Raw genomic sequence first — 26,522 nt, 5'->3', positions numbered from 1 at the left:
GGCGGTTAGCGCTCTTCCGTTGGGCAACTGATGTTTTCGTCGTACAGCCACGGCCCGGCGTAGTGGGCCAGCGAGTGCTGGTAGCTCACCCACTGATCGCCGACCTGACGGTGCATCAGGCACGAGGCCGGGGAGAGGTCGTAATAGGGCCGGGTGTCTTCGTGGCAGTACGGCACCTGATGGACGGTGCCGGGAATGGTGGAGATCAGCGCCTGGCGATACTGGGTCATGGTCAGGCTGTGGTTATGGCCGCAGAAGATGCGCGTCAGCGACGGGAAACGCTCCACCAGCGCCAGCAGTCGGTGGCCGTTTTCGCAGGCGATCGGGTCCATCTGCGCATTGCCCAGCGGCAGAGGCGGGTGGTGCATAAACACCGTTGCCGGTTTGTCGCCGCCGTTGAACAGCTGCGCTTCCAGCCAGCCGATGGTCTCGTCGGTCAGCCAGCCTTTTGAGGTGCCGGCATGACTGGAGTCGATAAACAGCAGGCGGGTGGCGAAGTCATCCACCGCATAGCGCATATTTTGCGGATCGTTACCCAGCTGCGGGCACAGCGGGTGAAGATGCTCCAGAAAATGGGCTTTGTCGTCGTGGTTGCCGGGGATCAGATACAGCGGATAGTTCAGGCTGCCGAGGATCTGGCGGGCGACCTGATACTCCTCCGGACGGCCGCAGTTGACGATATCCCCGCTCACCACCACCGCGTCCGGGCGCTCGCGCAGCGCGTTAAGCTGGGAGACCACGTCGGCGTTGGCGGCATTGACGTCGATAAAGCCGTACAGCTTCTCGCCGCGGCTGCGGAAATGGGTATCGGAAATGTGCGCTAACAGCATGAATCACTCCTTATTTGATCCCGGAGAAGCCGAAGCTTCGCAGGAACTGTTTCTGGAAAAGGATGAACGCCAGCATCAGCGGCAGGCAGACCATCAGCGTCCCGGCGCCGATGGTGCCCCACTGGCCGCCGGATTCGGCGCCCATGGCGAAGGAGACCAGCCCGACGGTCAGCACCTGCTTATCGGGATCGTTGAGCATCATCAGCGGCCACAGGTACTCGTTCCAGTGGTAGGTAATGCTAACGGTGGCGAAGGCCAGCACCGACGGCCAGGACATCGGCAGCAGTACGCGGAACAGCACCTGCCACCAGCGGCAGCCCTCCATCAGCGCCGCCTCCTCCAGCTCTTTCGGGATGGCGAGGAACGCCTGGCGCATCAGAAACACGCCAAACGCCGAGGTGAAGTAGGGCATCATCACGCCGGTCAGGGTGTTGAGCAGGCCGAAGGTTTTCAGGGTCAGCATGTTCGGCACCATCATCACTACCGGCATGATCATCAGCTGCACCAGGAACAGAAGAAACAGCGTCTGCTTGCCGCGAAATTCGTGGCAGGCGAAGACGTACCCGGCGGTGGTGATGGTCAACAGCTGCACGAAGAAGGTGCCGAAGGTGAAGATAAGGGTGTTGGCGTACAGGCTCAGCCAGTCGGCGCTGTTCCAGGCGTCGCGGAAGTTATCGAGGGTCAGCGGCAGGCGCGGCAGCAGCGACGCCATATCGTCGCCGAAGGTAGTGGCGCTGAACGAGGTGGCCAGCATCCAGATAAACGGGCTCACCCATAGCAGCGCCAGGCAGCACATGATTACCGTCAGGGTAAAGGGCTGCGAGCGACGCAGGCGCAACCACAGCGGACGCGTAGCGGCGGGCGTGCGGACCATCAGCGGCGAGATGTCAGCGCTCATAGTGGGCTCCTTTTTCCAGCAATTTCAGGTTAATCAGCGAGAAGGCGAACAGCCCGGTCAGGGTCAGGAAGGTGGCGGCGGAGGCTTTGCCGAGGTCGTGTGTATCCCAGGCGAGATTCTGGATGTAATAGAGCAGCACGGTGGTGGCGTTGTCCGGCCCGCCGCGGGTCATCACCGCCACGTGGTCGATCTGGGTGATGGAGTAGATCAGCGCGGTGGTGATCACAAAGCTCAGGGTCGGGCGCAGCAGCGGTAGCGTGACCTTAAAAAAGACCTGCGTGCGGGTAGCCCCCTCCATCAGCGCCGCTTCCCGCGTCGAGGCCGGAATGCTCTGCAGCCCGGCGAGGAAAAACAGCATGTAGTAGCCGGCGAACTTCCATACGCCGATCAGCGCCAGGGCCAGCAGCGCGCTGTTGCTGCGCCCCAGCCAGTTGTTGTTCATCGGCCCGAACAGCTTCGCCAGATAGTGGTCGAGCAGGCCGAGGCCGGGCATAAAGATAAACAGCCACAGCGCGGCGGCGCTGACCATCGGGATAATCATCGGGAAGAAGAAGGCGGTGCGCAGCCAGCGGTTGACGCGATGGTTCTCGCTCAGGGCGACCGCCAGCAGCAGGGCGAGCGTCACCCCAGGCACCACCGTCAGCAGGATATAGAGCAGGTTATTGCCCAACGACTGCCAGAAGACGTTATCGGCAAACAGGCGGACGAAGTTATCCAGGCCGACGTACTGCGCGCCGTCGCTGGCCATGCGGGTATCAAACAGGCTGTCATACACCGAACGCCCCAGCGGGAACCAGGTAAACAGCAGTAAAAACAGCAGGGAAGGCGACAGGATCAGCCAGGGAAGCCAGGTCTTTCTCATGGTGACGCGCATCTCGTTCAGCCATTTATCGAAGCCCGGATTGTGGGAAGCAATGACTACAGAGGCATGGCGGGGAGATGACGGTTTGATGAAGCGACGGGGAAAACGCCGGGCGAGCGGGCCGCCCGGCGGGAGAGAATCATCAGAAGTCGGCTTTCAGCACCGCGCGGTAGCGGGCTTTGCCTTCGCGAACGTGCTTCAGCGCTTCGTTAATTTGCGACATCGGGAACAGCTCGGTGGTCGGAGCCACTTTGCTGCGCCCGGCAAACTTCATCAGCGTGCGCAGTTCGGACGGATTACCGGTCGCCGAGCCGGAGATGCTGCGGTCGCCGCCGATCAGGGTAAAGGCCGGCACCGGGAACGGCTTCATCACCGCGCCGACGGTATGGAAGTTGCCGCCGTAAGCCAGGGCTTCGAAGTACGGCTGCCAGTCGAGGTCCACCGCCACGGTGTTGATGATCAGGTCGAACTGACCGGCCAGCGCTTTTAAGGCTTCAGGATCGCGGCTGTTCACCACGCGATCGGCGCCCATCGCCAGCACTTCCTGCTCTTTGGCCGGGTTGGAGCTGAAGGCGGTCACTTCCGCGCCCATCGCCCGCAGCAGCTTAATGGCGATATGGCCGAGGCCGCCGATGCCGATCACCCCGACGCGGCTGGTGGCGGTGACGTGGTGGGTCAGCAGCGGTTTAAAGACGGTGATGCCGCCGCACAGCATCGGGCCGGCGGACGCCAGATCGATGCTCTCCGGCAGGGGGATCACCCACTGCCAGTCGGCGCGCAGCTTATTGGCGAAGCCGCCGCGGTTGAGAATGGTCGGCACCGAGCCTTCCAGACAGTTGATCTGGTTGCCGCTGATGCAGGCGTCGCAATGGCCGCAGCTGCGCGCCGTCCAGCCGATGCCGACCTTCTGGCCAATCTTCAGCCCTTTATCCTGCGCCGCGCTGCCCAGCGCCGCCACCCGGCCAATCACCTCGTGACCGGCCACCAGCGGGTAGCTCGACATCCCCCATTCGTTGTCGATCATCGACAGGTCCGAATGGCAGATCCCGCAGTATTCCACTTCAACTTCGACATCTTCCGGCTGCAGCTCGCCGGCATCGTATTCCCACAGCGACAGATCGGCGCCCGCTTCTTTGGCGGCGTAGCTTTTAATGATGCTCATGTTCATTTCCTTGGGGTTGGCGTGATAACCCAGAAAGTGTAGAGCATGGTATTCCCCGGCGCTTGGCAATCGGAGGGGTCGCGCAGCGGGCGGACCAGCCGCCCGTTAAGGTCAGCGGCTGGCCAGCGGCCACTGATTAAGCTGGATGCCGCGCTGCGGGGCGTTCTCGGCAAAATCATCCAGCACCGCCTGCACGTCCGGGTCGAGGTAGCCGACGCTGTCGTGCTCGACGATCACCACGCTCTTTTCCGGAATTTTCGCCAGCAGGGCCAGCAGATGCGGATTGTGCATAAAGGTCAGATTCTGCTGGATGCGCAGCACGTAGTGGTCATCGTAGCGCGCCAGCTGCAGCGAGTGGCGATGGCTGCGCCAGAGGCTGAATGCCATCTGGGTGGCAAGACCAATCCCGATCCCCGCCAGCATGCCGCAGGCGATAATCCCGCCGATGGTGGCGAGGAACGGGACGTACTGCGCCGCCCCCTGGCGGAACTGCTCGATGAACAGCCGCGGGGTCGCCAGCTTATAGCCGGTATACAGCAGCACGGCGGCGAGGCTGGCGAGCGGGATTAAGGTTAGCAGGCCGCTGAACCACAGGCCGCAGATCAGCAGCAGCACGCCGTGGATAAAGATCGACAGTTTACTTTGCGCGCCATTGCTGACGTTCACCGAGCTGCGGACGATCACCGCGGTGATCGGCATCGCCCCCAGCACGCCGGAGAGCAGGTTGCCGACGCCCTGGGCGACCATTTCGCGGTTCGGCGAAGGCGGCGGATTTTGCGGGCGCAGCTTTTTCAGCGCCTCCTGGCTGAGCAGGGTTTCGAGGCTGGCGACCAGCGCCAGGGTCAGCGCCACCACCCACACCGACGGATTGCGCCACGCGCTCCATGCGGGAGACTCCAGCTCGCCCAGCAGATCGCCGAGGCTGCCGAACGCCGGCAGGGTAATACGCGGCAGGGCGGCCAGCTGCTGCGGCGCAAAATGGGTCAGCAGCAGGGTGGTCACGCAGCCGAGCAGGACGGCGATCAGCGGGCCGGGGATCCAGCGCAGGCTCTTCACCCGGCGGATAAGCGGCGAGCCCCACAGCCAGAGCACCAGCAGGCCGCCCGCGGCGACGGCAATCGCAGTGACGGAGAAAGCGGCATTGCCCTGCACCACATCGGCAAGCCCGGTCTCTTCCGCCGTGCCAAGCGCGACGGGGATCTGCTGCATAATCAGCAGGATGCCGATCGCCGCCAGCATGCCTTTGATGACGCTGGCGGGAACCAGCGAGATAAAGCGCCCGGCCCGCAGAATGCCGAACAGCAGCTGCAGCACACCGGCCAGCACCAGCGCCATCAGGAAGAGGGAGAAGGAACCCAGGGATTCAATGGCGGCGACGACGATGGTGACCAGTCCGGCGGCGGGGCCGCTGACGGCGAAGCGGGAGGGGCTGAGGGCGGTGACGACCAGGCCGCCGATGATGCCGGTCAGCAGGCCGACGAAGGGCGGTAAGCCGCTGGCCTGGGCGATGCCGAGGCACAGCGGCAGGGCGACAAGGAAGACGACGATGCCAGCGAGAGAGTCCTGACGAAACGTATTCATGGGGCGTGCTCCTGCGGTGAGAGGTGTTCGACGAGGGTTGTTAAATGGCCGGAAGCCAGATCGTAGACGCAGCCGTGCAGGCTGAGCGGCCGCTGCCCGTCGACCCATTTTTCGAAATAGTCCGGGTCATACTGATACTTCTGCCGCACCCAGCAGCGATTGCGGGCCAGCAAGGTTTTAACGTCGTCACAAGTATTCTCCTGAGTTAATTCATTGAGTGAATATGTCCATCAAGACTCATACAGCGACTAGTAAAAATAGTGTTTACCGGAACTCTTCACGCCTGAGGAAAATCCTGGAATAAACGGCAAAAAGAAAACTTTTCATTAATGTAAAGTTATAAAAATATTGATGAAATTAATATTTGGCTGCGGAGCGAGTGAATAACAAAAAGGTATTGGCTAAAACTTTCTGGAATATATAGGAATGGTGATGGATGGGGTTGGGGAAAGTATTGGGGAGGGATATTGGGGATTGGTTTGGGGAGAAATGGATGGTGATAGGGATGCAGGTGAGAGTGAGGTGAGAACAATTTGAGATAAGTTTGAGTGGGGCTTGGGGCCACTGGTGGAGAAGGGGGGATGGCTGGCAGGTGGAGCCGGGTTCTCGGGGGAGTGAGGGGAGGGTTGCTGGTGGCAGTCGCGCTGTGGAATGGCAGCAAAAGGTGACGCCGCGCAGGATAGCGCTGTTTTTTTCAACACTTAGCGCAATGACGACACGCTGTCGCTTGCATGACCGGCGCCGACAGGTATAATCCAGAACGTTTTCCGTATCCCTTCAGTGCCGAAGTGGCGAAATCGGTAGACGCAGTTGATTCAAAATCAACCGTAGAAATACGTGCCGGTTCGAGTCCGGCCTTCGGCACCATCGGAACATCAATAGACGTCAACGGACGTCTTTTTTTGTGTCTGAAATCCAGTATCCGCAAGGCTTACCTCGCTTTTTCACTCAACCTAAGTCAACCTGATTCAATCTACATCAACTTACTGATGTGGGTATAACTGCGGGTATATCCCGGTTCGATAATGTTTGTACCCACACAGAACCCTTGAAAGGATACTCATCATGGCTCTGAGTGATGTGAAGGTTCGTTCGGCTAAGCCTGAAGCAAAAGCCTATAAACTGACTGACGGCGACGGTATGGTTTTGCTGGTTCACCCTAACGGCTCCAAATACTGGCGGCTACGTTATCGCTTTGGCGGTAAAGAGAAGATGCTGGCGTTGGGGAAATATCCTGAAGTGTCATTGGCGGATGCCCGGGCACGCCGGGATGAAGCCCGTAGGCTGTTAGCTAATGGCGTCGATCCCAGTGAGAACAAGAAAGCCGTTAAGGTAGAGCAGGAGCAAGAGGCGATAACGTTTGAAGTGGTCGCCAGAGACTGGCATGCCAGCAATCAAAAATGGTCTGAGTCTCATAGTGCTCGTGTATTGAAAAGCCTGAAAGATAACCTCTTTGCTGCTATCGGCAAGCGGAACATTGCTGAATTGAAGACGCGGGATCTACTTGTACCCATTAAAGCTGTGGAGTCATCCGGGCGTCTCGAAGTCGCTGCTCGTTTGCAGCAGCGTACTACCGAGGTGGGGTCAGTCCAACTATAGGGCAGGATCGTCTACCGGGGTGGGGTCAGTCCACACTACGGCTCGGAAGTGTCTAGATTATCCGTGGCGATTCAACTTGCGTGTTTAGGCTGGCCTCACTCTGTAGTCATTATGGACCATCCACTTAGTGGCGATTCGCAATGATTAGAACGTCTTTAATCGTTATAATGCGGGACTAATTATGGGCCTATGGCTATCCCAATATGCATTAAAACCGGAGTTTTACCATGACAAGCACCCAACAACGCGCCGCACTGCAACGCCAGATCTGGCAGATTGCCAACGATGTACGCGGTGCAGTGGATGGCTGGGATTTTAAGCAATACGTTTTAGGCGCTCTGTTTTACCGCTTCATCAGTGAGAATTTTGCCAATTACATTGAAGGCGGCGATGACAATGTCAAGTATGCAACACTCCCCCGGAGCGTCATCACCCCTGAAATCAAAGACGACGCTATTAAAACCAAAGGCTATTTCATTTACCCAGACGATTTGTTTGTTAACATCGCCGCAGGTGCTAGTACTAACGAAAAATTAAATACCGATTTGGCTGACATCTTCTCGGCTATTGAAATGTCAGCCAGCGGATACCCTTCAGAGAACGATATCAAGGGCTTATTTGCTGATTTTGACACCACCAGCAACCGGCTCGGCAATACGGTAAAAGACAAAAATACACGTCTGGCGGCAGTGCTCAAAGGGGTGGCAGAATTAGATTTTGGCGATTTTGAGGGGAGTCACATCGATCTTTTCGGTGATGCTTACGAGTTTCTTATCTCCAACTACGCCGCCAACGCTGGCAAATCCGGCGGTGAGTTTTTTACCCCGCAAAACGTGTCCAAACTTATTGCGCAACTGGCCATGCACAAGCAAACCAGCGTCAATAAGATTTATGACCCGGCGTGTGGTTCTGGCTCGCTGCTACTGCAAGCCAAAAAACACTTTGACGCCCACATTATTGAAGACGGTTTTTGGGGGCAGGAACTCAACCACACCACCTACAACCTGGCGCGAATGAACATGTTCTTGCACAACATCAACTACGACAAGTTCAATATCCAGTTGGGTGATACGCTGCGTAATCCACATTTTGGCGATGACAAACCTTTTGATGCCATCGTCTCCAACCCACCTTACTCGGTGAAATGGATAGGCTCAGACGATCCCACTCTGATCAACGATGACCGTTTTGCCCCAGCAGGTGTGTTAGCGCCCAAATCCAAAGCTGATTTTGCCTTTGTGCTGCATGCCCTCAGCTACCTTTCCAGCAAAGGCCGCGCAGCCATTGTTTGCTTTCCCGGTATTTTTTACCGAGGTGGCGCCGAGCAGAAAATTCGTCAATATCTGGTGGATAACAACTATGTCGAAACCGTGATTTCACTCGCGCCCAACCTGTTTTTTGGCACTACCATCGCCGTCAATATTCTGGTTCTGTCCAAACATAAAACCGACATGACCACCCAATTTATCGACGCCAGCGGGCTGTTTAAGAAGGAAGCCAATAATAACACGCTCACTGAGAAGCATATTGAGCAAATCATACAGGTGTTTGATAGCAAAGCAGACGTTGATCATTTTGCCAAATCGGTAAATTTTGAAGACATTAAGGTCAACGATTACAATCTGTCGGTAAGTAGCTATATCGAAGCCAAAGACAACCGCGAAGTAGTCGATATCACTACGCTCAATGCCGACCTGAAAATCACTGCCGCTAAAATCGACCAGTTACGAGCGGATATTGATGCCATTGTGGCGGAGATTGAAGGTAAGGAGCCGAAGGCATGAGCGAGATGAGCTTTATGGAAAGGCTGTTTAGTGGTATCGAAATAAAATGGAAACCATTGAAAAAAGTAGCTGAAATTCGTAGTGGTTGGGGATTCCCCAATATCTATCAAGGGCAATCTGAAGGTATTTATCCATTCTATAAAGTCAGCGACATGAATAGCGCTGGTAACGAAACGGTGATGGTTTCAGCCAATAATTATGTCGATGATGTGGTAGTTAAAAAACTTGGTATTAAGCTTGCTCCTGCAGGGAGTGTTATTTTTCCTAAAATTGGTGCAGCGGTTGCTACAAATAAGAAGCGTCTATTATCAGTACCATCCGCATATGATAACAATGTTATGGGACTAATTCCGGGAGAAGAAATTAGTCCTCGATTTCTTTTTTTCTGGATGCAAACAATCAATCTGAGTTCGCTAGCACACGATTCTGGAGCTGTTCCATCTATCCGTAAAAGCGAAATGGAAGTCCTGCCGATTCCCGTTCCCCCGCTTCAAATTCAAGCTGAAATCATCCGTGTTTTGGATACATTTACAGCACTTACAGCCGAGCTTACAGCCGAGCTTACAGCCCGTAAAAAACAATACAACTACTATCGCGACCAGTTGTTGGGTTTTGAGGAAGGAGACGTTGAGTGGAAAGCTTTGGGGGAGATTGGCGAGTTTATTCGAGGTAAGCGCTTTACTAAAGCTGATTATGTTGAAGATGGCATTGGTGCTATCCACTACGGTGAGATATACACTCGATACGGTGTCTTTACAACTCATGTAATTTCTCAGATCAGAAATGATATGGCCAAATCACTTCGTTATGCGGAACCAGGAGACGTAGTGATAACTGATGTCGGAGAAACCGTCGAGGATGTTGGTAAAGCCGTGGCCTGGCTTGGAGATGAAAAAGTGGCTATTCACGATCACTGTTATGCTTTCCGACATTCAATGAACCCGAAGTTTGTTTCCTATTGTATGCAAACGGCATCTTTCATTGCCGAGAAAGCAAAGTACGTGGCCAGAACCAAGGTCAATACATTATTGATCAATGGGTTTGCTAAAATCGCCATTCCTGTTCCGTATCCAAATGACCTTGAAAAATCGCTTGCAGAACAGGCCCGCATCGTTGCCATCCTGGACAAATTCGATACCCTAACCAATTCCATCAGCGAAGGCTTACCCCGCGAAATTGCATTGCGTCAAAAACAATATGAGTATTACCGCGATTTGCTGTTGAGCTTTCCCAAGCCTGAAGAGGTAGTGGCCTGATATGAGCAAGACGCTAGCAGAAATCGCCCAGCAGCTTAAAGAGGCCAATAAAAAAGTACAGCTGATCTATGCCTTTAATGGCACGGGGAAGACGCGCCTGTCGCGAGAATTTAAGAAACTGATCACGCCAAAAAACGATGAAATCGAAGGCGACGATGCAGCAAAACAACCAGAGATATCTCGCAACAAGATCCTGTATTACAACGCTTTTACCGAAGATTTGTTCTATTGGGACAACGATCTGGAGCAAGATGCCGATCCCAAGCTCAGAATCCAGCCCAATTCATTTACCGACTGGGTGTTGGAAGATCAAGGGCAAGATCGAAACATCATTACCAATTTTCAGCGTTACTCCAATGAGAAGCTAACACCAAAATTCAATGAAGAATATAAAGTCAAAGGCAAGGACGACAAAGAGATCACTGTAAAGGCTTTCTCAGAAGTGACTTTTTCCCTTGAGCGCGGTGATGATGAGCAATCCGGAAATCTGAAAATATCTAAGGGTGAGGAAAGCAATTTCATCTGGAGTATTTTCTATACGCTGATCGAGCTGGTGATTGACATTCTCAATGTTGCTGAACCCTCTGATCGTGAAACCAACGTTTTTGATCAGTTGGAATATGTATTTATTGATGACCCAGTAAGTTCACTGGATGAGAACCATTTGATTGAATTGGCCGTAGATTTGGCCCAACTGATCAAGTCAAACAATTCTGATGTTAAATTCATCATCACAACGCACAATCCGCTTTTTTATAACGTTCTGCATAATGAGCTCAACAGTGATGACGGTGGTTACAAGAAAAAATGGCTTGATAAGTATCGGATGGCCCGGCTTGAGGACGGCACATTTCAATTAGTCCAGCAATCCAATGATTCGCCATTCTCATATCATCTTTATTTGAAATCAGAACTCGAAAAAGCCATCGAGAGTGGTCAGTTGAGCAAGTATCACTTTAATTTTTTAAGAAACATTCTGGAAAAAACCTCCACGTTTCTTGGCTATAAGAAATGGGGCGATCTGTTGCCAAAAACTGATGACGGAACAACCAATCCGTATGAAGCCCGGATTATTAATATCTCCAGCCACTCGAAACATGCGGGCGAAGAAGTGGCCGATCTCACTGAAGACGACAAGCGTGTTTTGCGGTATCTGGTTAATGAAATCAATACGATGTATCGCTTTCAGCAGGCTGAAAACTAAAGAAAAAGATTTAGGGGTAAAGCATGTACGAATACAAGGCTGTTGCCGAATCAAATAGCTTTATCGTTCTCGATAGATACTCCAGGGCATGGCAGCTTAATGAAAGCTACCAGAGCGAAGGTGACCTGGAACGAGAGTTCATTCAGGATTTGCACAATCAGGGCTATGAGTATGAGCCTGGTTTAAATACGCCTGAGAAGCTGCTGGCCAACGTGCGCGAGCAGTTGCAGACCCTGAACAACATGCAGTTTGCTGACGGTGAGTGGATGCGGTTTGTGGAGACTTGGCTGGACAAGCCAAGCGATGGCATCGTCGATAAAACCCGCAAAATTCACACCGACTATATCCATGATTTTGTGTTTGACGATGGTCATATCCAGAACATCTACTTGGTAGACAAAAAAAACATTGCACGCAATAAGGTTCAGGTCATCAAGCAGTTTGAGCAACAGGGTAGTCATGTCAATCGTTATGATGTCACCATTCTGGTGAATGGCTTGCCGCTGGTGCAGGTGGAACTGAAAAAGCGCGGCGTGGCGATCCGCGAAGCCTTTAATCAGGTGCATCGCTACAGCAAAGAGAGTTTTAACAGTGAGCATTCTTTGTTCAAATATCTTCAACTATTTGTAATTTCCAACGGCACCGATAGCCGTTATTTTGCCAACACCACCCAGCGCAACAAGAACAGCTTCGACTTCACCATGAACTGGGCGAAAGCTGATAATAGCTTGTTGAAAGATCTCAAAGATTTTACCGCGACCTTTTTCCAGAAGAACACTTTGCTCAATGTACTGCTGCATTATTCAGTGTTTGATGTGAGCGATACGCTACTGGTGATGCGCCCTTATCAGATTGCCGCTACCGAGCGCATCTTGTGGAAAATCAACAGCGCCTATCAAGCCAAGAACTGGAGCAATACGGAAAGTGGCGGTTATATCTGGCACACCACTGGTTCCGGTAAAACCTTGACCAGCTTCAAGGCAGCGCGCTTAGCTACTGAACTGGAGTTCATTGACAAAGTTTTCTTCGTGGTGGATCGCAAAGATTTGGATTACCAGACAATGAAGGAGTACCAGCGTTTTTCGCCGGATAGTGTGAACGGCTCTGACAGCACCGCAGGACTCAAGCGCAATCTGGATAAAGATGACAATAAAATTATCGTCACCACCATCCAGAAGCTCAATAACCTGATGAAGAGTGAAAACGACCTGCCCATTTACAACAAACAGGTGGTGTTTATCTTTGATGAATGCCACCGGAGTCAGTTTGGTGAAGCCCAGAATAACTTAAAGAAAAAGTTTAAGAAGTTCTATCAGTTTGGCTTTACCGGCACACCGATTTTTCCGCAAAACGCACTGGGGGCCGACACCACGGCCAGCGTATTCGGCCGGGAGCTGCACTCTTATGTGATCACCGATGCGATACGAGATGAAAAGGTGCTCAAGTTCAAAGTGGACTACAACGATGTGCGCCCGCATTTCAAAGCCATTGAAAGCGAACAGGACGAGAAAAAGCTCAGCGCGGCGGAAAACAGGCAGGCCTTATTGCATCCCATCCGTATAAAAGAAATTTCGCAGTACATCCTGAATAACTTTCGGCAAAAAACGCATCGCCTGCATGCAGGAGCAAAAGGCTTTAATGCGATGTTTGCCGTGAGCAGCGTGGATGCCGCTAAACTGTATTACGAATCGCTCAAGGATTTGCAAAAAGACAGTAATAAGCCGCTAAAAATCGCCACCATATTCTCTTTTGTGGCCAATGAGGAACAGGATGCCGTAGGCGATATTCTGGATGAAAGTTTTGACGTATCGGCAATGAACAGCAGCGCCAAAGAGTTTTTAAGTGCCGCCATAGCTGACTACAACGCGCTATTCAAAACCAACTTCAGTGTGGAAAGCAAGGGTTTTCAAAACTATTACCGCGATCTGGCCAAGCAAGTTAAGGCTAAGGAGATCGACTTGCTGATTGTGGTCGGCATGTTCCTGACCGGGTTTGATGCGCCGACGCTGAACACCTTGTTTGTGGATAAAAATCTGCGCTACCACGGTTTAATGCAAGCCTATTCACGCACCAACCGTATTTTTGACGCCACCAAAACCTTCGGCAACATCGTTACCTTCCGTGACCTGGAGCAGGCGACAATTGACGCCATCACCTTATTTGGCGATAAAAACACCAAGAACGTGGTGCTCGAGAAAAGCTACAAGGAGTATATGGAAGGCTTTACCGACGTAGTAACCGGTGAGGCAAGGCGTGGCTTTGTGGATGTGGTGATGGAGCTGGAGCAACGCTTTCCCGATCCCTCTGCCATTGAGAAAGAGTCCGACAAAAAAGCCTTTGCGAAACTCTTTGGTGAGTATTTACGCGTTGAGAACGTGCTGCAGAACTACGACGAGTTTGCCAGCCTGAAGGCCTTGCAGAACATTAACACCAATGACCCTGAGGCGGTTGAGGAGTTCAAGGCCCTACATTATTTGAGCGATGAGGATCTGGCGACACTGCAAACGATTAAAATGCCGTCTGAACGGCAAATTCAGGACTACCGTTCAACTTATAACGATGTTCGCGACTGGCTGCGCCGAGAAAAATCTTCCGCTGAAAAAGAAAAATCGACTCTTGATTGGGATGACGTTGTCTTCGAGGTAGATTTACTGAAGTCGCAAGAAATTAATCTGGATTATATTCTCGAGCTGATTTTTGAACACAACCGTAAGAATAAAAGTAAAGCAGGCTTAATTGATGAAGTTCGTCGGTTAATACGTGCCAGCCTTGGGAGTCGGGCTAAAGAAAGCTTAGTTGTTGATTTCATTAATCAAACCAACCTGGACAAAATTAGTGACAAGGCCAGTATTATAGACGCTTTTTTTGCTTTTGCACAGGTAGAGCAACTGCGCGAAGCACAAGAGTTAATTGGATCAGAGAATCTGAATGAAGAGGCAGCTAAACGTTATATTAACACTTCTCTTAAACGAGAGTTTGCCAGCGACAATGGTACAGAACTCAATGCTGTTTTGCCCAAAATGAGCCCACTAAATCCCCAATACCTCACAAAAAAGCAAAGCGTTTTCCAAAAAATCGCAGCGTTTGTTGAAAAATTTAAGGGAGTGGGTGGGAAAATATAGATGCTTCAACTCATGATGCAAAGTTGTTAGTTGAACAGAATGGCAAGTTCTTTAAGGGACTTGCCATTCTTATATATTAGCTGTATTAGCTCAGACCTGAGCTGACAGTGGCTATTTATTCCATAGGGTTTTATGAATTTTCCCAGTCTGATGGTATTCCCCCACCAGTTCAATAAAATCTTTAAAATCCCGATTCTCTTCCACCAGACGGTTCACTGACTGCCAGTCCACGCTGGTACGTTCACGCGCTGGGATCAATGTCTGGCTATTAGATAAATCATGTGGATCCAGGAGGATCACTCCAATACCGTGCAGCGCACAGAGCATCTGAAGTTCACGCTCCACGCTACGCTGCTTATCTTCGTTAATTTCAGTCGCCACCAGATAGCCGAAATGCGCCCAACTGGAATTGCTGACTGCCTGGAAGAAACATTCACGCACATTGCTACGGTTTAGCTGTTTTTTCACCTCAAAAGACCATAGCCGTGTCAAACGCCCTACGCTATGTCGAACGCAGTTTTGAACCACATCATCCCACTCTTTATCAAGAGGCTCTAATGCGACAATATCAGGATAAAGCCAATGGTTGCCACCCAACCCTTTGTTGTTACTGGAACGCTTTTCGTCAATACGACGGCACAATAACCCCTCTTCCTGTGAAAGGTAATCAATCAGGAGCGGATACAACGAATGCTCGGTAAAGCTAACTGTTTCAACCGTTGGTTCGGGGGCTACATTAGGATCCGCCTGTTCAACCACAGATTCCCCCCAATAAAACAATCGTGGTCTTGGCTTATCACGCGTCATCACCTGCGGACACATAGCTTTCGCTTTAACTGTCCGACTGCCACCAACTTCAGCGGTAATTTGACTTAAAAAAGCCTCATCGCTAGCAAAACGTGGATTTTTACGTTTCTCAGCCAGTTCTGTACTGTAGTGATCGATGATTTTCTGCGCCAGTTGGCGGGCAGTGAACTGCTGGCCGGGATTCGCCTGTAACACGTTGATTATCATCTGGGGACGACTGGTCATATGCCTTCCTGCGTTTGTACGCACGGCCTTGTGTATCAGCTTTTAAGCGATGCGTGATTTACAATTCCTGTGAATGGGCCCAGTTTACCTTTCAGAGTTACAGACTTAAAGCATCGATTTCTCTCTCATCAACGTGACGAGCAACAATTGAATTTCACCGCTTTTGCGAGCATGATCGCAATAACATCAGCCTGTTACCTGGTTCATTCCTATGAGATCTCTCGAATCACTGCAATCGGCACGTCTCTGTGTGGCGTCAGGGTGACGTATGCGCGCCGCATAAGCCGTTGCTGCTGCTGGATGTGTTGTCGCAGTACAAAGCTGGCCACCCGCGCCTGTTTAACTACGGCCTTGAGATCCACGAACCGCTTACCCACCTGCTGAAAGAGTTTGGCCCCAAGCGACGCACTGACTATCCCAATATGCCTTTCTGACGGCTCAGAACTGACGGCTTCTGTGAAATCGCCAACGCCGAAGGTTGTAAACACCGTAAAGGCAACACCCAGCCGACAAAAAAAGAGCTGATTGATAACCAGGTAGCAGGCGGCTTTGATGAAGCGGCTTACCGGCAGCTGCTAGCGCCTTCGGAGATGATCGACTAACTGGCCCAGCAGATCCGGACCGATCGCTCCCCCGAAAGTATTCAGAGGATCCTCGCCAACAACGATTGCTTGGTACTTGTTTATTGCGAAAAAAACACCACCAAAAGAATTTAGTGAAATGCTTGTTCATTTATAAGATGATTGCCAATTATCTCTGATATAACAACAAACACAGCCACTACATACTACCTAATGCTTTAACCCAACCCCTAATAAAATTAATATTATCTGAAAATCATAGCCTAACTCTGGAACCTTTCTAAACCAACCACTACCATATCTAAAATAATTAAGGAACGATGGTATATCATGGCTCTACAGGGAAAATTGATATTAAATGGTGCTGATTATGCACCTTTCAATTTGTACGGTGTCGGTGTTTTTATGGCGCATTCAGGGCGAGGTGTATATCGCAATAAAGCTGCATGCAGCGCAGTAGTAAAAGATGGTCCGCTGCCCTTGGGAAAATACTGGATTGTTGACCGCAATGAAGGAAACTGGTTTTCTCAAAAGGGACGAGAAATTAAGGATACGGTCAATAAGATTATAGGTTATCGTGAATTTGGTAAAAGCGATTGGTTTGCATTATGGCGTGATGACCACGGAATCGACGATGAGACGTGGGTCGAAGGTGTGAAACGTGGTAACTTCCGTTTGCATCCGGGTACGGTTTCCGAGGGTTGTATTACTATCGCCCATAATTCTGATTTTTCCATGATCCGGAATGCGCTCATGAATACATCACTGGTTCAGGTTCCCTGCATGCGTTCCCTTATGGCTCGTGGTTGGGTGGAGGTTGTTGCCAGTGGCTCTAACATCTCTTGCCCGTAAAATAAGTAAGATTATTTATTTTATATTGCTGTTTTTGGTTCTGGGACGTGCACTTCCAAGGCCGGAAATCTATCTCGATTATGATATCGCAAGGGATGTTTGCCACTTCTTATTCGGGAGTGTGAATGCCGATACGATGTATGACACTTTCTTTTATATATCGCTGATAATAGTGATATTCCTTTCAACTGTACTTTACATTATGACATTGCAGTTCATTTCAACGATAAGGAGCAAATGAGATGCCAATTCCTCCGTATATGTGGCTTAAAGACGATGGTGGCGCAGATATTAAAGGGTCAGTTGATGTTCAGGATCGAGAGGGAAGTATCGAAATCATCGGATTGAGTCATGGTGTTAATCTGCCTGTGGACAGTGCTAATGGGAAAGTTACGGGCACGCGTCAGCATTCGTCAATGATGATTGAAAAAGAAGTGGATAGTTCGACCCCATACCTTTACAAGGCCGCCGCAACGGGGCAGGCGCTACAAAGTGCAGAAATCAAGTTTTACCATATCAACCACGCAGGGCAGGAAGTGGCCTATTATTCTGTACTTATGGAGCAGGTCAGAATAACCGGGGTTAACTGTGGTGTACCTAATTGCAAACTTTCCTCGAATGACAAAATTAACCATGTTGAAAGCGTTAGCCTGCAATATGAGAAAATCACCTGGAGGATCCACGACGGGAATATTCAGTTCAGTGATGCATGGAACGAGCGTCCTTCAGCCTAATTCTGCGGGGCGTTTGATCCCCTTTATGTTTCCCCGGCGTGTTTGATGCCTGTTTAGAAGGTTGACAACAGGCTGAGGGATGCAAAGCTAAGCAAACACTAATCCCGCTCATTGCCACACACCATCCCCCCCTCATCCCCTGAACACCTCACGCCGGTGCCACGCCACAAACCCTTCTTGCGGATAGCATTCCTTCCCCTGCGGCAAGGTAATCGGCTTACCATCAAAATCCCAGAACAGCCTGCCAACGATGCCCCCGCCGTTCACCGCTGGCGAAACCTGGATGCGCATATCCTCATCCAGACCAATGGAGCCTTTATCAAAAGCCTTATGGTGAATTGCGCAGAGCGCCAGGCCGTTAGGGAAGGTGCGAATAAGCAGGTCATTTCTTCCCAAGCTGACTCGCTGATTAAAATTTCGCGGATCTGGGCCGATTTTTTTCCCGCAAACACATCGAATCAGCCTATTTAGGCTATTTTTTCCACCATTTCTGGCGTTATTTCCGGTTTTTACTGAGATCTCTCCCACTGACGTATCATTTGGTCCACCCGAAACAGGTTGGCCAGGGTGAATAACATCGCCAGTTGGTTATCGTTTTTCAGCAGCCCCCTGTATCTGGCTTTCACGAAGCCGAACTGCCGCTTGATGATGCGAAACGGGTGCTCCACCCTGGCACGGATGCTGGCTTTCATGTATTCGATGTTGATGGCCGTTTTGTTCTTGCGCGGATGCTGCTTCAAGGTTTTTACCTTGCCGGGACGCTCGGCGATCAGCCAGTCCACATCCACCTCGGCCAGCTCCTCGCGCTGTGGCGCTCCTTGGTAGCCGGCATCGGCTGAGACAAATTGCTCCTCTCCATGAAGCAGATTACCCAGCTGATTGAGGTCATGCTCGTTGGCCGCGGTGGTGACCAGGCTGTGGGTCAGGCCACTCTTGGCATCGACACCAATGTGGGCCTTCATGCCAAAGTGCCACTGATTGCCTTTCTTGGTCTGATGCATCTCCGGATCGCGTTGCTGCTCTTTGTTCTTGGTAGAGCTGGGTGCCTCAATGATGGTGGCATCCACCAAAGTGCCTTGGGTCATCATGACGCCTGCTTCGGCCAGCCAGCGATTGATGGTCTTGAACAATTGACGGGCCAGTTGATGCTGCTCGAGCAGGTGGCGGAAATTCATGATGGTGGTGCGATCCGGCAGGGCGCTATCCAGGGATAATCGGGCAAACAGGCGCATGGAGGCGATTTCGTACAGGGCATCTTCCATGGCACCGTCGCTCAGGTTGTACCAATGCTGCATGCAGTGAATACGCAGCATGGTCTCCAGCGGATAGGGCCGTCGGCCATTGCCCGCCTTGGGATAAAACGGCTCGATGACAGCGGTCATATTCTGCCATGGCAGAATCTGCTCCATGCGGGAGAGGAAAATCTCTTTTCGGGTCTGACGGCGCTTAGTGCTGAATTCACTATCGGCGAAGGTGAGTTGATGGCTCATGATGTCCCTCTGGGATGCGCTCCGGATGAATATGATGATCTCATATCAGGAACTTGTTCGCACCTTCCTTAGGGATTTCGCAGGGGCCGCCGTGCTGCTTCCATTTGATATGAGCCGCTTCCAGGGCGACGGAGGTATTATCATGGCGCATATTGAAGCCGCAGATAGCGCACTCATAGTTATAGGCGCGCAGCACCTGCTGGCGAAAATGCGGGTCGCGCTCTTTACGGATCTGCTGCAGATCAAATCCCATCTCTTCAGCCAGTTCTTCCTGAATACTCTCCGGGAAATGCGCCTCGAGGATCTGATGGGCGAGGGTATTGATCAGCCTCTTATTTTTGTTGAGTAACGCAAAATGCGGCTCATCGAAGCCGCCGGCGACGTGGCAGAGCTCCAGCTCTTTGCCGGGCGGCTGTCTGCTGCCCTGGGTTGAACACTGGTCGCTGTTGTGCAGCTCCCAGAAGCCGTCGCCTTTCAGGCGCCAGAAGGGCATATCCGGCCGGTACTGGCGGCGCTGCGGGCCAAAGCGTTCCAGCAGGCTATGCAGCTCATCGCGTATCTCCGAGGCGTAGTCGAACATCCGCGCATGGCCGCGCTGGTACTGTGAGAGGACGTACAGCAGCAACAGTGGCTTATGCGGCGCACGCTGTTCGCCTTTGCGCCAGATAGTGATGTTCTCGATCGCGTGTTGCAGGGTCGTGCTGGAGGGCATAGCGTTACAGTGGCAGCTAAATAAATGCGATGATGCTCGCAAAATCCTTGCCGATCAACCCACCAGATGCGGCGATTCCAGGTGGATCGCTTTTTAAGTATTACGACGGATCTTGCTGTGGGAGTGGAGACCGCGTTCGCCGCCTGCGACGCAAGCCTGAAAAAATCGGGAGGACATAACCTTTGCGTTCCCGCATTCCACAAAACCCACGCTACCTTACCGGTAGCGTGGGCTCACACTCCCTTACTTATCCCGCGTCTCGCCAGCCTCCCAGCTGTAACTGCCATCGGCCGCTAACCTATCGCCCAGCTCCTGATACTTGAACTGATAAAACTCAGCCTGGGTGCCGTACCCGGCGTAGTCTACCGCCGCCAGGCCGACGAACGCCCCGGTAAAGAACCCGCCGTAGCTCTGCAACACATAGTCATCGGACAGTACCGCGGCATCGAGTTGAACCGGGATCTCGGTGAACGTCACGCCATCGAAGCTGTATTCATAGCTGTAGGTCTGCTTGCGGACTTTGGTCCGGAACCAGACGTATTCCACGCCGTCCGGCACCTTGATGGCGTTATCCTTCAGGTACGACGTGTATTTCCCGCGATTATTTTCGCCAACTTCGATGACCTTGCCGTTAATTTCATTCCAGGTCAGGAAGACGAAGCTCCAGTGGCGGTCGTTATAGTAATTCGTTAACCCGGCCATCTGTTGGTAGCTGAAGGGCTCGAATTTCACCTTCACCGCGGCATCAAAATAGAAGGCCTGCCAGCGGCGGGCAATCAGCGACAGGTCATGCGTATTGGCTAACGAACCCTGGCCGATTAAGGTTAATTTGCCGTCGCCGGTGGTGCCCATTTTGGCCGTAAACGGCACCCGCAGGGTATTCCAGTTCGGGTCGAGCGCTGGCGAGGTAAAGTCATCCTGCTGGCTGTTATCGCTGGCGCTTTCGGTGAAGATGGCGTCTTTCGGCCCTTCGACGAAGGTTTTCCCGCCGTGACCGCCTTCAATACGCGGCCAGCCTTCGTCGTCCCAGTATACTTTCTGGATCGCGGTTTCCCGGCCTAGGGTTGACCAGCCGCGGGGATCGTAGATGGATTCCCCCGGGCGATTCCACGGCCGGGCGCAGAGCGAGGCGTAATACCATTCGCCTTCCGGGGTGGAGACCAGTGCGCCATGACCCTGTTTCTGGATGTAGCTATCCGGGGTGTCGACGTTGGTTAAGAACACGTCGCCCGGCTCGGTTTCGAAGCTGTCGGCCTCGAGGGTTTTCGACCGCGCCACCACCTCCTGGTGGGTAAACACGGTGCCGCCCTGGGCGGCAAACAGATAGTAGTAGCCGTTCAGTTTATAGAGGTGCGGCCCCTCGACCAGCGCCACGGCGGTGCCGCGGTAGATGGTGCGCGCGGTTTCCGGCATTAACTTCAGTGTTTTGGTATCCAGCTCCGTTAAGGTAATGCCATCGAAGGGGTGATGGTACTCCCGGTGATCCCAGGTTTGCTGGACGATATATTTCCGGCCATCGTCGTCATGGAACAGCGAGGCGTCAAACCCGACGCCGTTCAGCTTGATCGGGTCGCTCCACGGGCCCCGAATATCCTTCGCCGTGGTCAGGTAGTTGGTCATGTCTTTAAAGGCGCCTTCGGTGACCTTCACATCGGTATACACCAACCAGAATTGTCCGTCGGCCCAGGAGAGCGCCGGCGCCCAAATGCCGCCGGAGGAGGGGTTGCCCTTCATGTCCAGCAGGGTGGTGGTGGAGAGCGGCGAAGGCAGCAGGTTCCAGTTTTTCAGGTCCTTCGACTCATGTAAACGCACGCCCGGAAACCACTCAAACGTCGAGTTGGCAATATAGTACGTATCCTCGACGCGAATAATACTGGGGTCGGCATTGAAGCCGCGTAATATCGGGTTTTGAATAAGTGACATTTCATTACACCTTTTAAAATGGAAAGTTAAGGATCGGTCTGATTTATAATTTTTTTAACTACACGCGGATCTCATCCAGCTGACGGTTGATGTCGGTAACATGTTTATCGGAGATGGGATAAACCTGAATAATCACCATCGAAATAGCGGCCAGCGCGATCGGGATCCACACGGCGGTCATAATGATCCCGTCGATGGCGCTGGCGCTCTGCACGGCGCCGCTTTCATTAAATCCATACACCGCCAGCAGCCACAGCGGGATCGCGCCGCCGATGGTGAAGCCGATCTTGAAGAAGAGTCCCATAATGGCATTGATAATGGCGGCATTGCGTTTGCCCGATTTTAATTCGCCGTACGCGATAACTTCCGGTACCAGCGCCCACATAAAACCGGTGGCAGAGGTTAAGCCCCACTGTTTAATAAAGGTGGCGATGTAGGCCAGCCACAGGGCATCGTGCATCCCTTCGCGGGACCAGACGTAGGTCAGCAGTTCGCCGACGATGAACATGGCGAGGAACAGATGGAAGAAGCCTTTTTTACCAAAGATTTTTTTCAGTTTCGGCCAGAACACCGGGAAGGCGATGCCGGGAATAGACGCGACGAGACCTACGGCGCCCATCCATTCGGAATGGCCGACGACGAACTGGTTGAAGAAGCCGTTAACGGTGTTCATGAAGAACATGAAGGTAAAGGCCAGCATGAAGAACATGCCGAGGATCACCAGCGGGCGGTTATGTCTGAGCTCGTGGAAAAGATCGGTGGTTTTGACGTTGGCGGTCTGCTCGGCGGTCGCGACAACGCGTTCTTTGGTGAATTTATAACAGATAAACAGGGCCACCGCGCCGATGATCATATAGATGGCGTACACGCCAAACCAGGCGTAGTTCGCCGACGGATCGGTATAGTTGCCCAGATTCAGCTTAAGGCCGAAAAAGCCGGTGTCCTTCAGGCTGCGATCTTTCGGCGCCGCCATCTGCACAAACATCGGGAACAGGGTATAGACCAGCAGGTTGGCGCTGTTGGCCAGCATCATGCGGGTACTGGTCAGTTTATCGATCGATTCCGGGTCGCGGGTCAGCGACGCATTCAGCGAGCCATAGGGAATATTGACTAAGGAATAAACCAGGTCCAGCGCCAGATAAATAATAAAGGCAAAAGCCACCGAACCTTTAACGCCAGGGATCGGCGCGAATAATAATGCCGACAGGATCACCAGCGGAACGCCGGCTCGTAACAGCCAGGGACGATATTTCCCTGCTTTTGAGGTTCGTTTATCCACATAGGTTCCGACCATCGGATCCCAAAACACGTTAATTATGCGGACAAAAAGAAAAATAAAGCCTGCCGTTGCCGTGCTGATGGAATTTACCGTCAGCATATGCAAAGCCAGAAAACCCCCAATTGTGCCGAAAACCAGGTTTTGCGCAAAGTCGCCCATGCCATAACCAATTCGTTCTCCGCGGGTTAATTTATGATATTCATCATGCCGACTGTGCATTATGTTTTTACTCATTCTAAGCAGACTCCGGTTTGTTTTGTGTAGGTGAAACACTTTCTGACACAGTTGACCAGGAAGAATCTATTACGTTTTTAAATTACGTAATTATGTTTTTTTACTTCTGTGATCCTCGAAGCAAAGGCCTGTATCACCTGCGTTTAACCGTTTTCCGCCGCTAATTTTCTGGCAGGCAGACAATGTGACAAAACCGGCATTTTAATTTGGTATGGATACCTGAATTCCCCAGGAAGTGTACTCTATACGCGCGCGAAGCGAGATATTTAAAATAGTTTTATTTGCGAGATGGCTCACATTTGAGCATTTTCTCAATCGCCGAGTGAAATAACGTAATTGAGCAACCGACGATGAGAATACACGATGTGTCACAGTTGTTAATTTTCCTGTTTCTCAATTTCGGAGTTCATCATGCAAACCTATTTCGACCAGGTTGATCGCGTTCGCTTTGCCGGACCCAAAACCGATAATCCGCTGGCGTTTCGCCACTATAATCCGGATGAAATCGTGTTGGGAAAACGCATGGCAGATCATCTGCGTTTTGCCGCCTGTTATTGGCATAATTTCTGCTGGAATGGCGCGGATATGTTTGGCGCCGGTTCGTTTGAGCGTCCCTGGCAGGCCGCGGGCGATGCGCTGGAAATGGCCAAACGCAAAGCGGACGTGGCGTTTGAATTTTTCTACAAGCTCAACGTGCCGTATTACTGCTTCCATGATGTCGACGTCTCGCCAGAAGGCGCGTCGCTGAAAGAGTATTTGCATAATTTCGCCATCATGGCCGAGGTGCTGGCGGAGAAACAGCAGCAAACCGGCGTGAAACTGCTGTGGGGCACTGCCAACTGCTTTACCCACCCGCGTTACGGCGCCGGGGCGGCGACCAACCCCGATCCGGAGGTGTTTGCCTGGGCGGCCACGCAGGTGGTGACAGCCATGAACGCTACCCACCAGCTCGGCGGTGAAAACTATGTGCTGTGGGGCGGCCGCGAAGGTTATGAGTCCCTGCTGAATACCGACCTGCGCCAGGAGCGTGAGCAGATTGGCCGCTTCCTGCAGATGGTGGTGGAGCACAAGCATAAGATTGGCTTTGGCGGCGCGCTGCTTATCGAGCCGAAACCGCAGGAACCCACTAAGCATCAGTACGATTACGATGTCGCGACGGTGTATGGCTTCCTGAAGCAGTTTGGTCTGGAAAATGAGATCAAGGTGAACATTGAAGCCAACCACGCCACCCTGGCGGGGCACTCTTTCCACCATGAAATCGCCAGCGCCATCGCGCTGGGGATCTTCGGCTCCGTAGATGCCAACCGCGGCGATGCGCAGCTCGGCTGGGATACCGATCAGTTCCCGAACAGCGTGGAAGAAAATACCCTGGTGATGTACGAGATCCTCAAAGCCGGGGGATTCACCACCGGCGGCCTGAACTTTGATGCCAAAGTCCGTCGGCAGAGCACCGATAAATACGACATGTTCTATGGCCATATTGGCGCCATGGACGTGATGGCGCTGTCCCTTAAGCTGGCGGCGCGCATGATTGAGGATGGCAAGCTCGAGCAGGGGCTGGCAAAACGCTATGCCGGCTGGCAGGGCGAGCTGGGGCAGAAAATTATGAGCGGGCAGATGTCGCTGGATAATATTTCCCGGTACGCTGAGCAGCATAATCTGAATCCGCAGCCTCACAGCGGGCGGCAGGAATTACTCGAGAATCTCGTCAATACCTATATCTTTGGTTAAATTTTGCTGACATGCCCCTGCGGGGGCATGTATTACGCCGTCTGTCCGCTGCCGGAAAATAGCATTTATTTGTTCGCGCTGTATTTTTTGTCAGTGCCTAAAGACCATCTGTTTAATATCAGTGAAGGAGGGAAAGTAGCGATAATTGTGTAATGCCTCTGTGATCGTGCAAAATAAAAAATAACTTGTTCTGATGATAGCGACATATTCTGTCAGCTCAGAATAGGCTGGTTATTGTCTGAATAAAATTAACCTATATTGAGAAACTCATGACAATGATAAAAAAGCTTCCATTAACTATGGCGGTTATCGCCGCGTTTTTTCCGCTTACCTCTGTAATGGCCCAAGAATTTACGCAGGAACAGATCGACGCCATCGTCGCCAAAGCCGTTGATAAAGCGCTGGCCGACCGCCAGGCGAAAATCGACGCCGCGGCCGACAAAAAGGTCGACGTGATCACCAACCCGCAGACCACCGCCGCCTCGCCGGATATGGCCATTCCGTTCGGCCTCAAGTTCAGCGGCTATGCCCGCTATGGCGCCCACTTCCAGACCGGCGACCAGAAATATGTCGGCGTCGACGGCTCCTATAACGGCGCCTCAGCGATCGGCCGTCTGGGCAACGAAAGCAACGGCGGTGAATTCCAGATCAGCAAGGCCTTCAAAAGCGCGCAGGGGGCTATCTGGGATCTCAACGTGATGTTCGACCACTGGAGCGATGAAGTTAACCTGAAGAAGGCCTACGTCGGCGTCACCAACGTGCTGGAATCCAACCCCAACGCCTATCTGTGGGCCGGTCGCGACTTCCACCAGCGTCCGCAACAGGGGATCAACGACTACTTCTGGATGAACCACGACGGCCAGGGCGCCGGGGTGAAGAACTTTGATATCGGCGGCGTGCAGTTTGACGTGGCGGCGGTGTCGCAGGTGAAATCCTGTAGCCCGGAAGTGATGGCCGACGAGACTAACCCGTCGCGCATCACCTGTACCGGCAGCTCCGACACCGGCGACAACGGCCACTACGCGCTGACCACCAAAACCCACAACATCAAAGCCGGGCCGATCGACGTCGAGGTGTACGCCAACTACGGCTTTGACTCGAAGGCGGTGGACAGCGACGCCCGCCTCGAAGCCTGGCAGGGCGGGCTGGTGCTGAGCCACACCAACGACAGCGGAGTGAACAAGGTGATCCTGCGCTACTCCGACAACTCGGATAACAGCGTCTACAACAAAACCGACGACCTGACCACGGTCTACGCCAGCTTCGAGGGCAGCCATAAGTTCACCCAGCAGGCGCAGATCGAATACCTGCTGGCCTTCCACGACTACGACAACGGCAAGGACAACACCGACAACCGTAAAAACTACGGCGCCATCGTCCGGCCGATGTACTTCTGGAACGACGTGCACTCCACCTGGCTGGAAGCGGGCTACCAGCGCGTGGATTACGACCAGGGCGGGGATAACCACGGCTGGAAGCTGACGCTGTCGCAGAACATCGCCATCGGCATGGGGCCAGAGTTCCGTCCGATGCTGCGTTTCTACGTGACCGGTGGTCAGGTGGACAACGAGCATACCGCGAAGGTCAACAACACCAAAGACCAGCAGCTGGATTCGCTGAACGTCGGCGGGATGTTTGAGGCGTGGTTCTGATGCG

Annotated in this window: 17 protein-coding genes, 1 tRNA gene and 7 pseudogenes; 13 read left to right on the top strand and 12 right to left on the bottom strand. The window is 52.4% G+C overall.

Going from position 1 to position 26,522, the window contains the following annotated elements:
- Positions 1 to 5 precede the first annotated feature (5 nt).
- The 6 genes and pseudogenes from B8P98_RS24665 to B8P98_RS24640 all read right to left on the bottom strand — a co-directional run.
- Positions 6 to 830: a phosphodiesterase gene (locus tag B8P98_RS24665; RefSeq protein ID WP_095033513.1), complete on the bottom strand. Its 825-nt coding sequence runs from the start codon at positions 828 to 830 to the stop codon at positions 6 to 8.
- A gap of 10 nt (positions 831 to 840) precedes the next feature.
- Positions 841 to 1,728, bottom strand: coding sequence for a carbohydrate ABC transporter permease (locus tag B8P98_RS24660; protein ID WP_095033512.1), 888 nt, complete (start codon positions 1,726 to 1,728; stop codon positions 841 to 843).
- Positions 1,718 to 2,602 (bottom strand): carbohydrate ABC transporter permease, encoded by an 885-nt coding sequence (locus B8P98_RS24655; protein WP_167382682.1) that lies wholly within the window; start codon positions 2,600 to 2,602, stop codon positions 1,718 to 1,720. Before B8P98_RS24655 ends, B8P98_RS24660 begins: the two co-directional genes overlap by 11 nt.
- A 130-nt stretch (positions 2,603 to 2,732) precedes the next feature.
- On the bottom strand, positions 2,733 to 3,752 hold the full coding sequence (gene ahr / locus B8P98_RS24650) for an NADPH-dependent aldehyde reductase Ahr (protein WP_004178400.1): 1,020 nt from the start codon (positions 3,750 to 3,752) through the stop codon (positions 2,733 to 2,735).
- A gap of 111 nt (positions 3,753 to 3,863) precedes the next feature.
- Positions 3,864 to 5,333 (bottom strand): SulP family inorganic anion transporter, encoded by a 1,470-nt coding sequence (locus B8P98_RS24645; RefSeq protein ID WP_095033511.1) that lies wholly within the window; start codon positions 5,331 to 5,333, stop codon positions 3,864 to 3,866.
- Positions 5,330 to 5,425, bottom strand: a pseudogene (locus B8P98_RS24640) (carbonic anhydrase); the annotation flags it as partial. The gene B8P98_RS24645 and the pseudogene B8P98_RS24640, both read right to left, overlap by 4 nt.
- A gap of 690 nt (positions 5,426 to 6,115) precedes the next feature.
- On the opposite strand from B8P98_RS24640, the gene B8P98_RS24630 reads away from it, so the two are divergent.
- From B8P98_RS24630 to B8P98_RS24605, 7 genes and pseudogenes are all read left to right on the top strand, one after another.
- Positions 6,116 to 6,200 (top strand) — tRNA-Leu (locus B8P98_RS24630).
- A gap of 198 nt (positions 6,201 to 6,398) precedes the next feature.
- A pseudogene (locus B8P98_RS24625) lies at positions 6,399 to 6,914 on the top strand (tyrosine-type recombinase/integrase); the annotation flags it as partial.
- Between the two features lie 245 nt (positions 6,915 to 7,159).
- Positions 7,160 to 8,716 carry a type I restriction-modification system subunit M gene (locus B8P98_RS24620; protein ID WP_080924965.1) on the top strand — a complete coding sequence of 519 codons (1,557 nt, stop codon included), beginning with the start codon at positions 7,160 to 7,162 and terminating at the stop codon, positions 8,714 to 8,716.
- Positions 8,713 to 9,219: pseudogene (locus B8P98_RS32065) on the top strand (restriction endonuclease subunit S); the annotation flags it as partial. The gene B8P98_RS24620 and the pseudogene B8P98_RS32065, both read left to right, overlap by 4 nt.
- A pseudogene (locus B8P98_RS32060) lies at positions 9,205 to 9,972 on the top strand (restriction endonuclease subunit S); the annotation flags it as partial. The pseudogenes B8P98_RS32065 and B8P98_RS32060, both read left to right, overlap by 15 nt.
- Position 9,973: 1 nt before the next feature.
- On the top strand, positions 9,974 to 11,176 hold the full coding sequence (locus B8P98_RS24610; RefSeq protein WP_080924963.1) for an AAA family ATPase: 1,203 nt from the start codon (positions 9,974 to 9,976) through the stop codon (positions 11,174 to 11,176).
- 23 nt (positions 11,177 to 11,199) lie between these two features.
- Positions 11,200 to 14,298 (top strand): HsdR family type I site-specific deoxyribonuclease, encoded by a 3,099-nt coding sequence (locus tag B8P98_RS24605; protein WP_087806324.1) that lies wholly within the window; start codon positions 11,200 to 11,202, stop codon positions 14,296 to 14,298.
- Positions 14,299 to 14,409: 111 nt separating this feature from the next.
- Here B8P98_RS24605 and B8P98_RS24600 read toward each other — a convergent pair whose 3' ends face one another.
- The gene (locus B8P98_RS24600) at positions 14,410 to 15,330 is read right to left on the bottom strand and encodes a COG2958 family protein (RefSeq protein WP_080924961.1); all 921 of its coding nucleotides are present in this window, start codon (positions 15,328 to 15,330) and stop codon (positions 14,410 to 14,412) included.
- Between the two features lie 248 nt (positions 15,331 to 15,578).
- Between B8P98_RS24600 and B8P98_RS24595 the strand changes: the two are divergent.
- From B8P98_RS24595 to B8P98_RS24580, 4 genes and pseudogenes are all read left to right on the top strand, one after another.
- A pseudogene (locus B8P98_RS24595) lies at positions 15,579 to 15,992 on the top strand (phosphorothioated DNA-binding restriction endonuclease); the annotation flags it as partial.
- Positions 15,993 to 16,241: 249 nt separating this feature from the next.
- On the top strand, positions 16,242 to 16,763 hold the full coding sequence (locus B8P98_RS24590) for a DUF2778 domain-containing protein (RefSeq protein ID WP_080924960.1): 522 nt from the start codon (positions 16,242 to 16,244) through the stop codon (positions 16,761 to 16,763).
- A complete protein-coding gene (locus tag B8P98_RS31740) occupies positions 16,738 to 17,004 on the top strand; it encodes a hypothetical protein (protein WP_080924959.1) in 267 nt (88 codons plus the stop codon). The genes B8P98_RS24590 and B8P98_RS31740 overlap by 26 nt, the downstream gene beginning before the upstream one ends.
- A gap of 1 nt (position 17,005) precedes the next feature.
- A complete protein-coding gene (locus B8P98_RS24580) occupies positions 17,006 to 17,497 on the top strand; it encodes an Hcp family type VI secretion system effector (protein WP_080924958.1) in 492 nt (163 codons plus the stop codon).
- A gap of 132 nt (positions 17,498 to 17,629) precedes the next feature.
- Here the strand turns inward: B8P98_RS24580 and B8P98_RS31465 are convergent.
- The 5 genes and pseudogenes from B8P98_RS31465 to B8P98_RS24555 all read right to left on the bottom strand — a co-directional run.
- Positions 17,630 to 17,860 (bottom strand): annotated as a pseudogene (locus B8P98_RS31465) (HNH endonuclease); the annotation flags it as partial.
- Positions 17,861 to 18,006: 146 nt separating this feature from the next.
- Complete coding sequence (locus B8P98_RS24570) at positions 18,007 to 18,987, bottom strand: IS5-like element ISKpn26 family transposase (protein ID WP_020806188.1); 981 nt, start codon at positions 18,985 to 18,987, stop codon at positions 18,007 to 18,009.
- A 70-nt stretch (positions 18,988 to 19,057) separates the two neighbouring features.
- Positions 19,058 to 19,699 (bottom strand): annotated as a pseudogene (locus tag B8P98_RS24565) (phosphorothioated DNA-binding restriction endonuclease); the annotation flags it as partial.
- Between the two features lie 243 nt (positions 19,700 to 19,942).
- A complete protein-coding gene (locus B8P98_RS24560; RefSeq protein WP_095033508.1) occupies positions 19,943 to 21,622 on the bottom strand; it encodes a glycoside hydrolase family 43 protein in 1,680 nt (559 codons plus the stop codon).
- A 58-nt stretch (positions 21,623 to 21,680) separates the two neighbouring features.
- Entirely contained in the window at positions 21,681 to 23,120 is a 1,440-nt protein-coding gene (locus B8P98_RS24555; RefSeq protein WP_167382705.1) for an MFS transporter, read from the bottom strand.
- Positions 23,121 to 23,546: 426 nt separating this feature from the next.
- Here B8P98_RS24555 and xylA point away from each other — a divergent pair, with 426 nt between their 5' ends.
- Positions 23,547 to 24,866, top strand: a complete 1,320-nt coding sequence (gene xylA / locus B8P98_RS24550; RefSeq protein ID WP_095033506.1) for a xylose isomerase — start codon at positions 23,547 to 23,549, stop codon at positions 24,864 to 24,866.
- Positions 24,867 to 25,135: 269 nt separating this feature from the next.
- On the top strand, positions 25,136 to 26,518 hold the full coding sequence (locus B8P98_RS24545; RefSeq protein WP_095033505.1) for a carbohydrate porin: 1,383 nt from the start codon (positions 25,136 to 25,138) through the stop codon (positions 26,516 to 26,518).
- The last annotated feature ends 4 nt before the right edge of the window (positions 26,519 to 26,522 follow it).

Source organism: Klebsiella quasivariicola (assembly GCF_002269255.1).
Classification (GTDB): Bacteria; Pseudomonadota; Gammaproteobacteria; order Enterobacterales; family Enterobacteriaceae; genus Klebsiella; species Klebsiella quasivariicola.
This window is presented reverse-complemented; position numbering and strand designations above follow the sequence as displayed.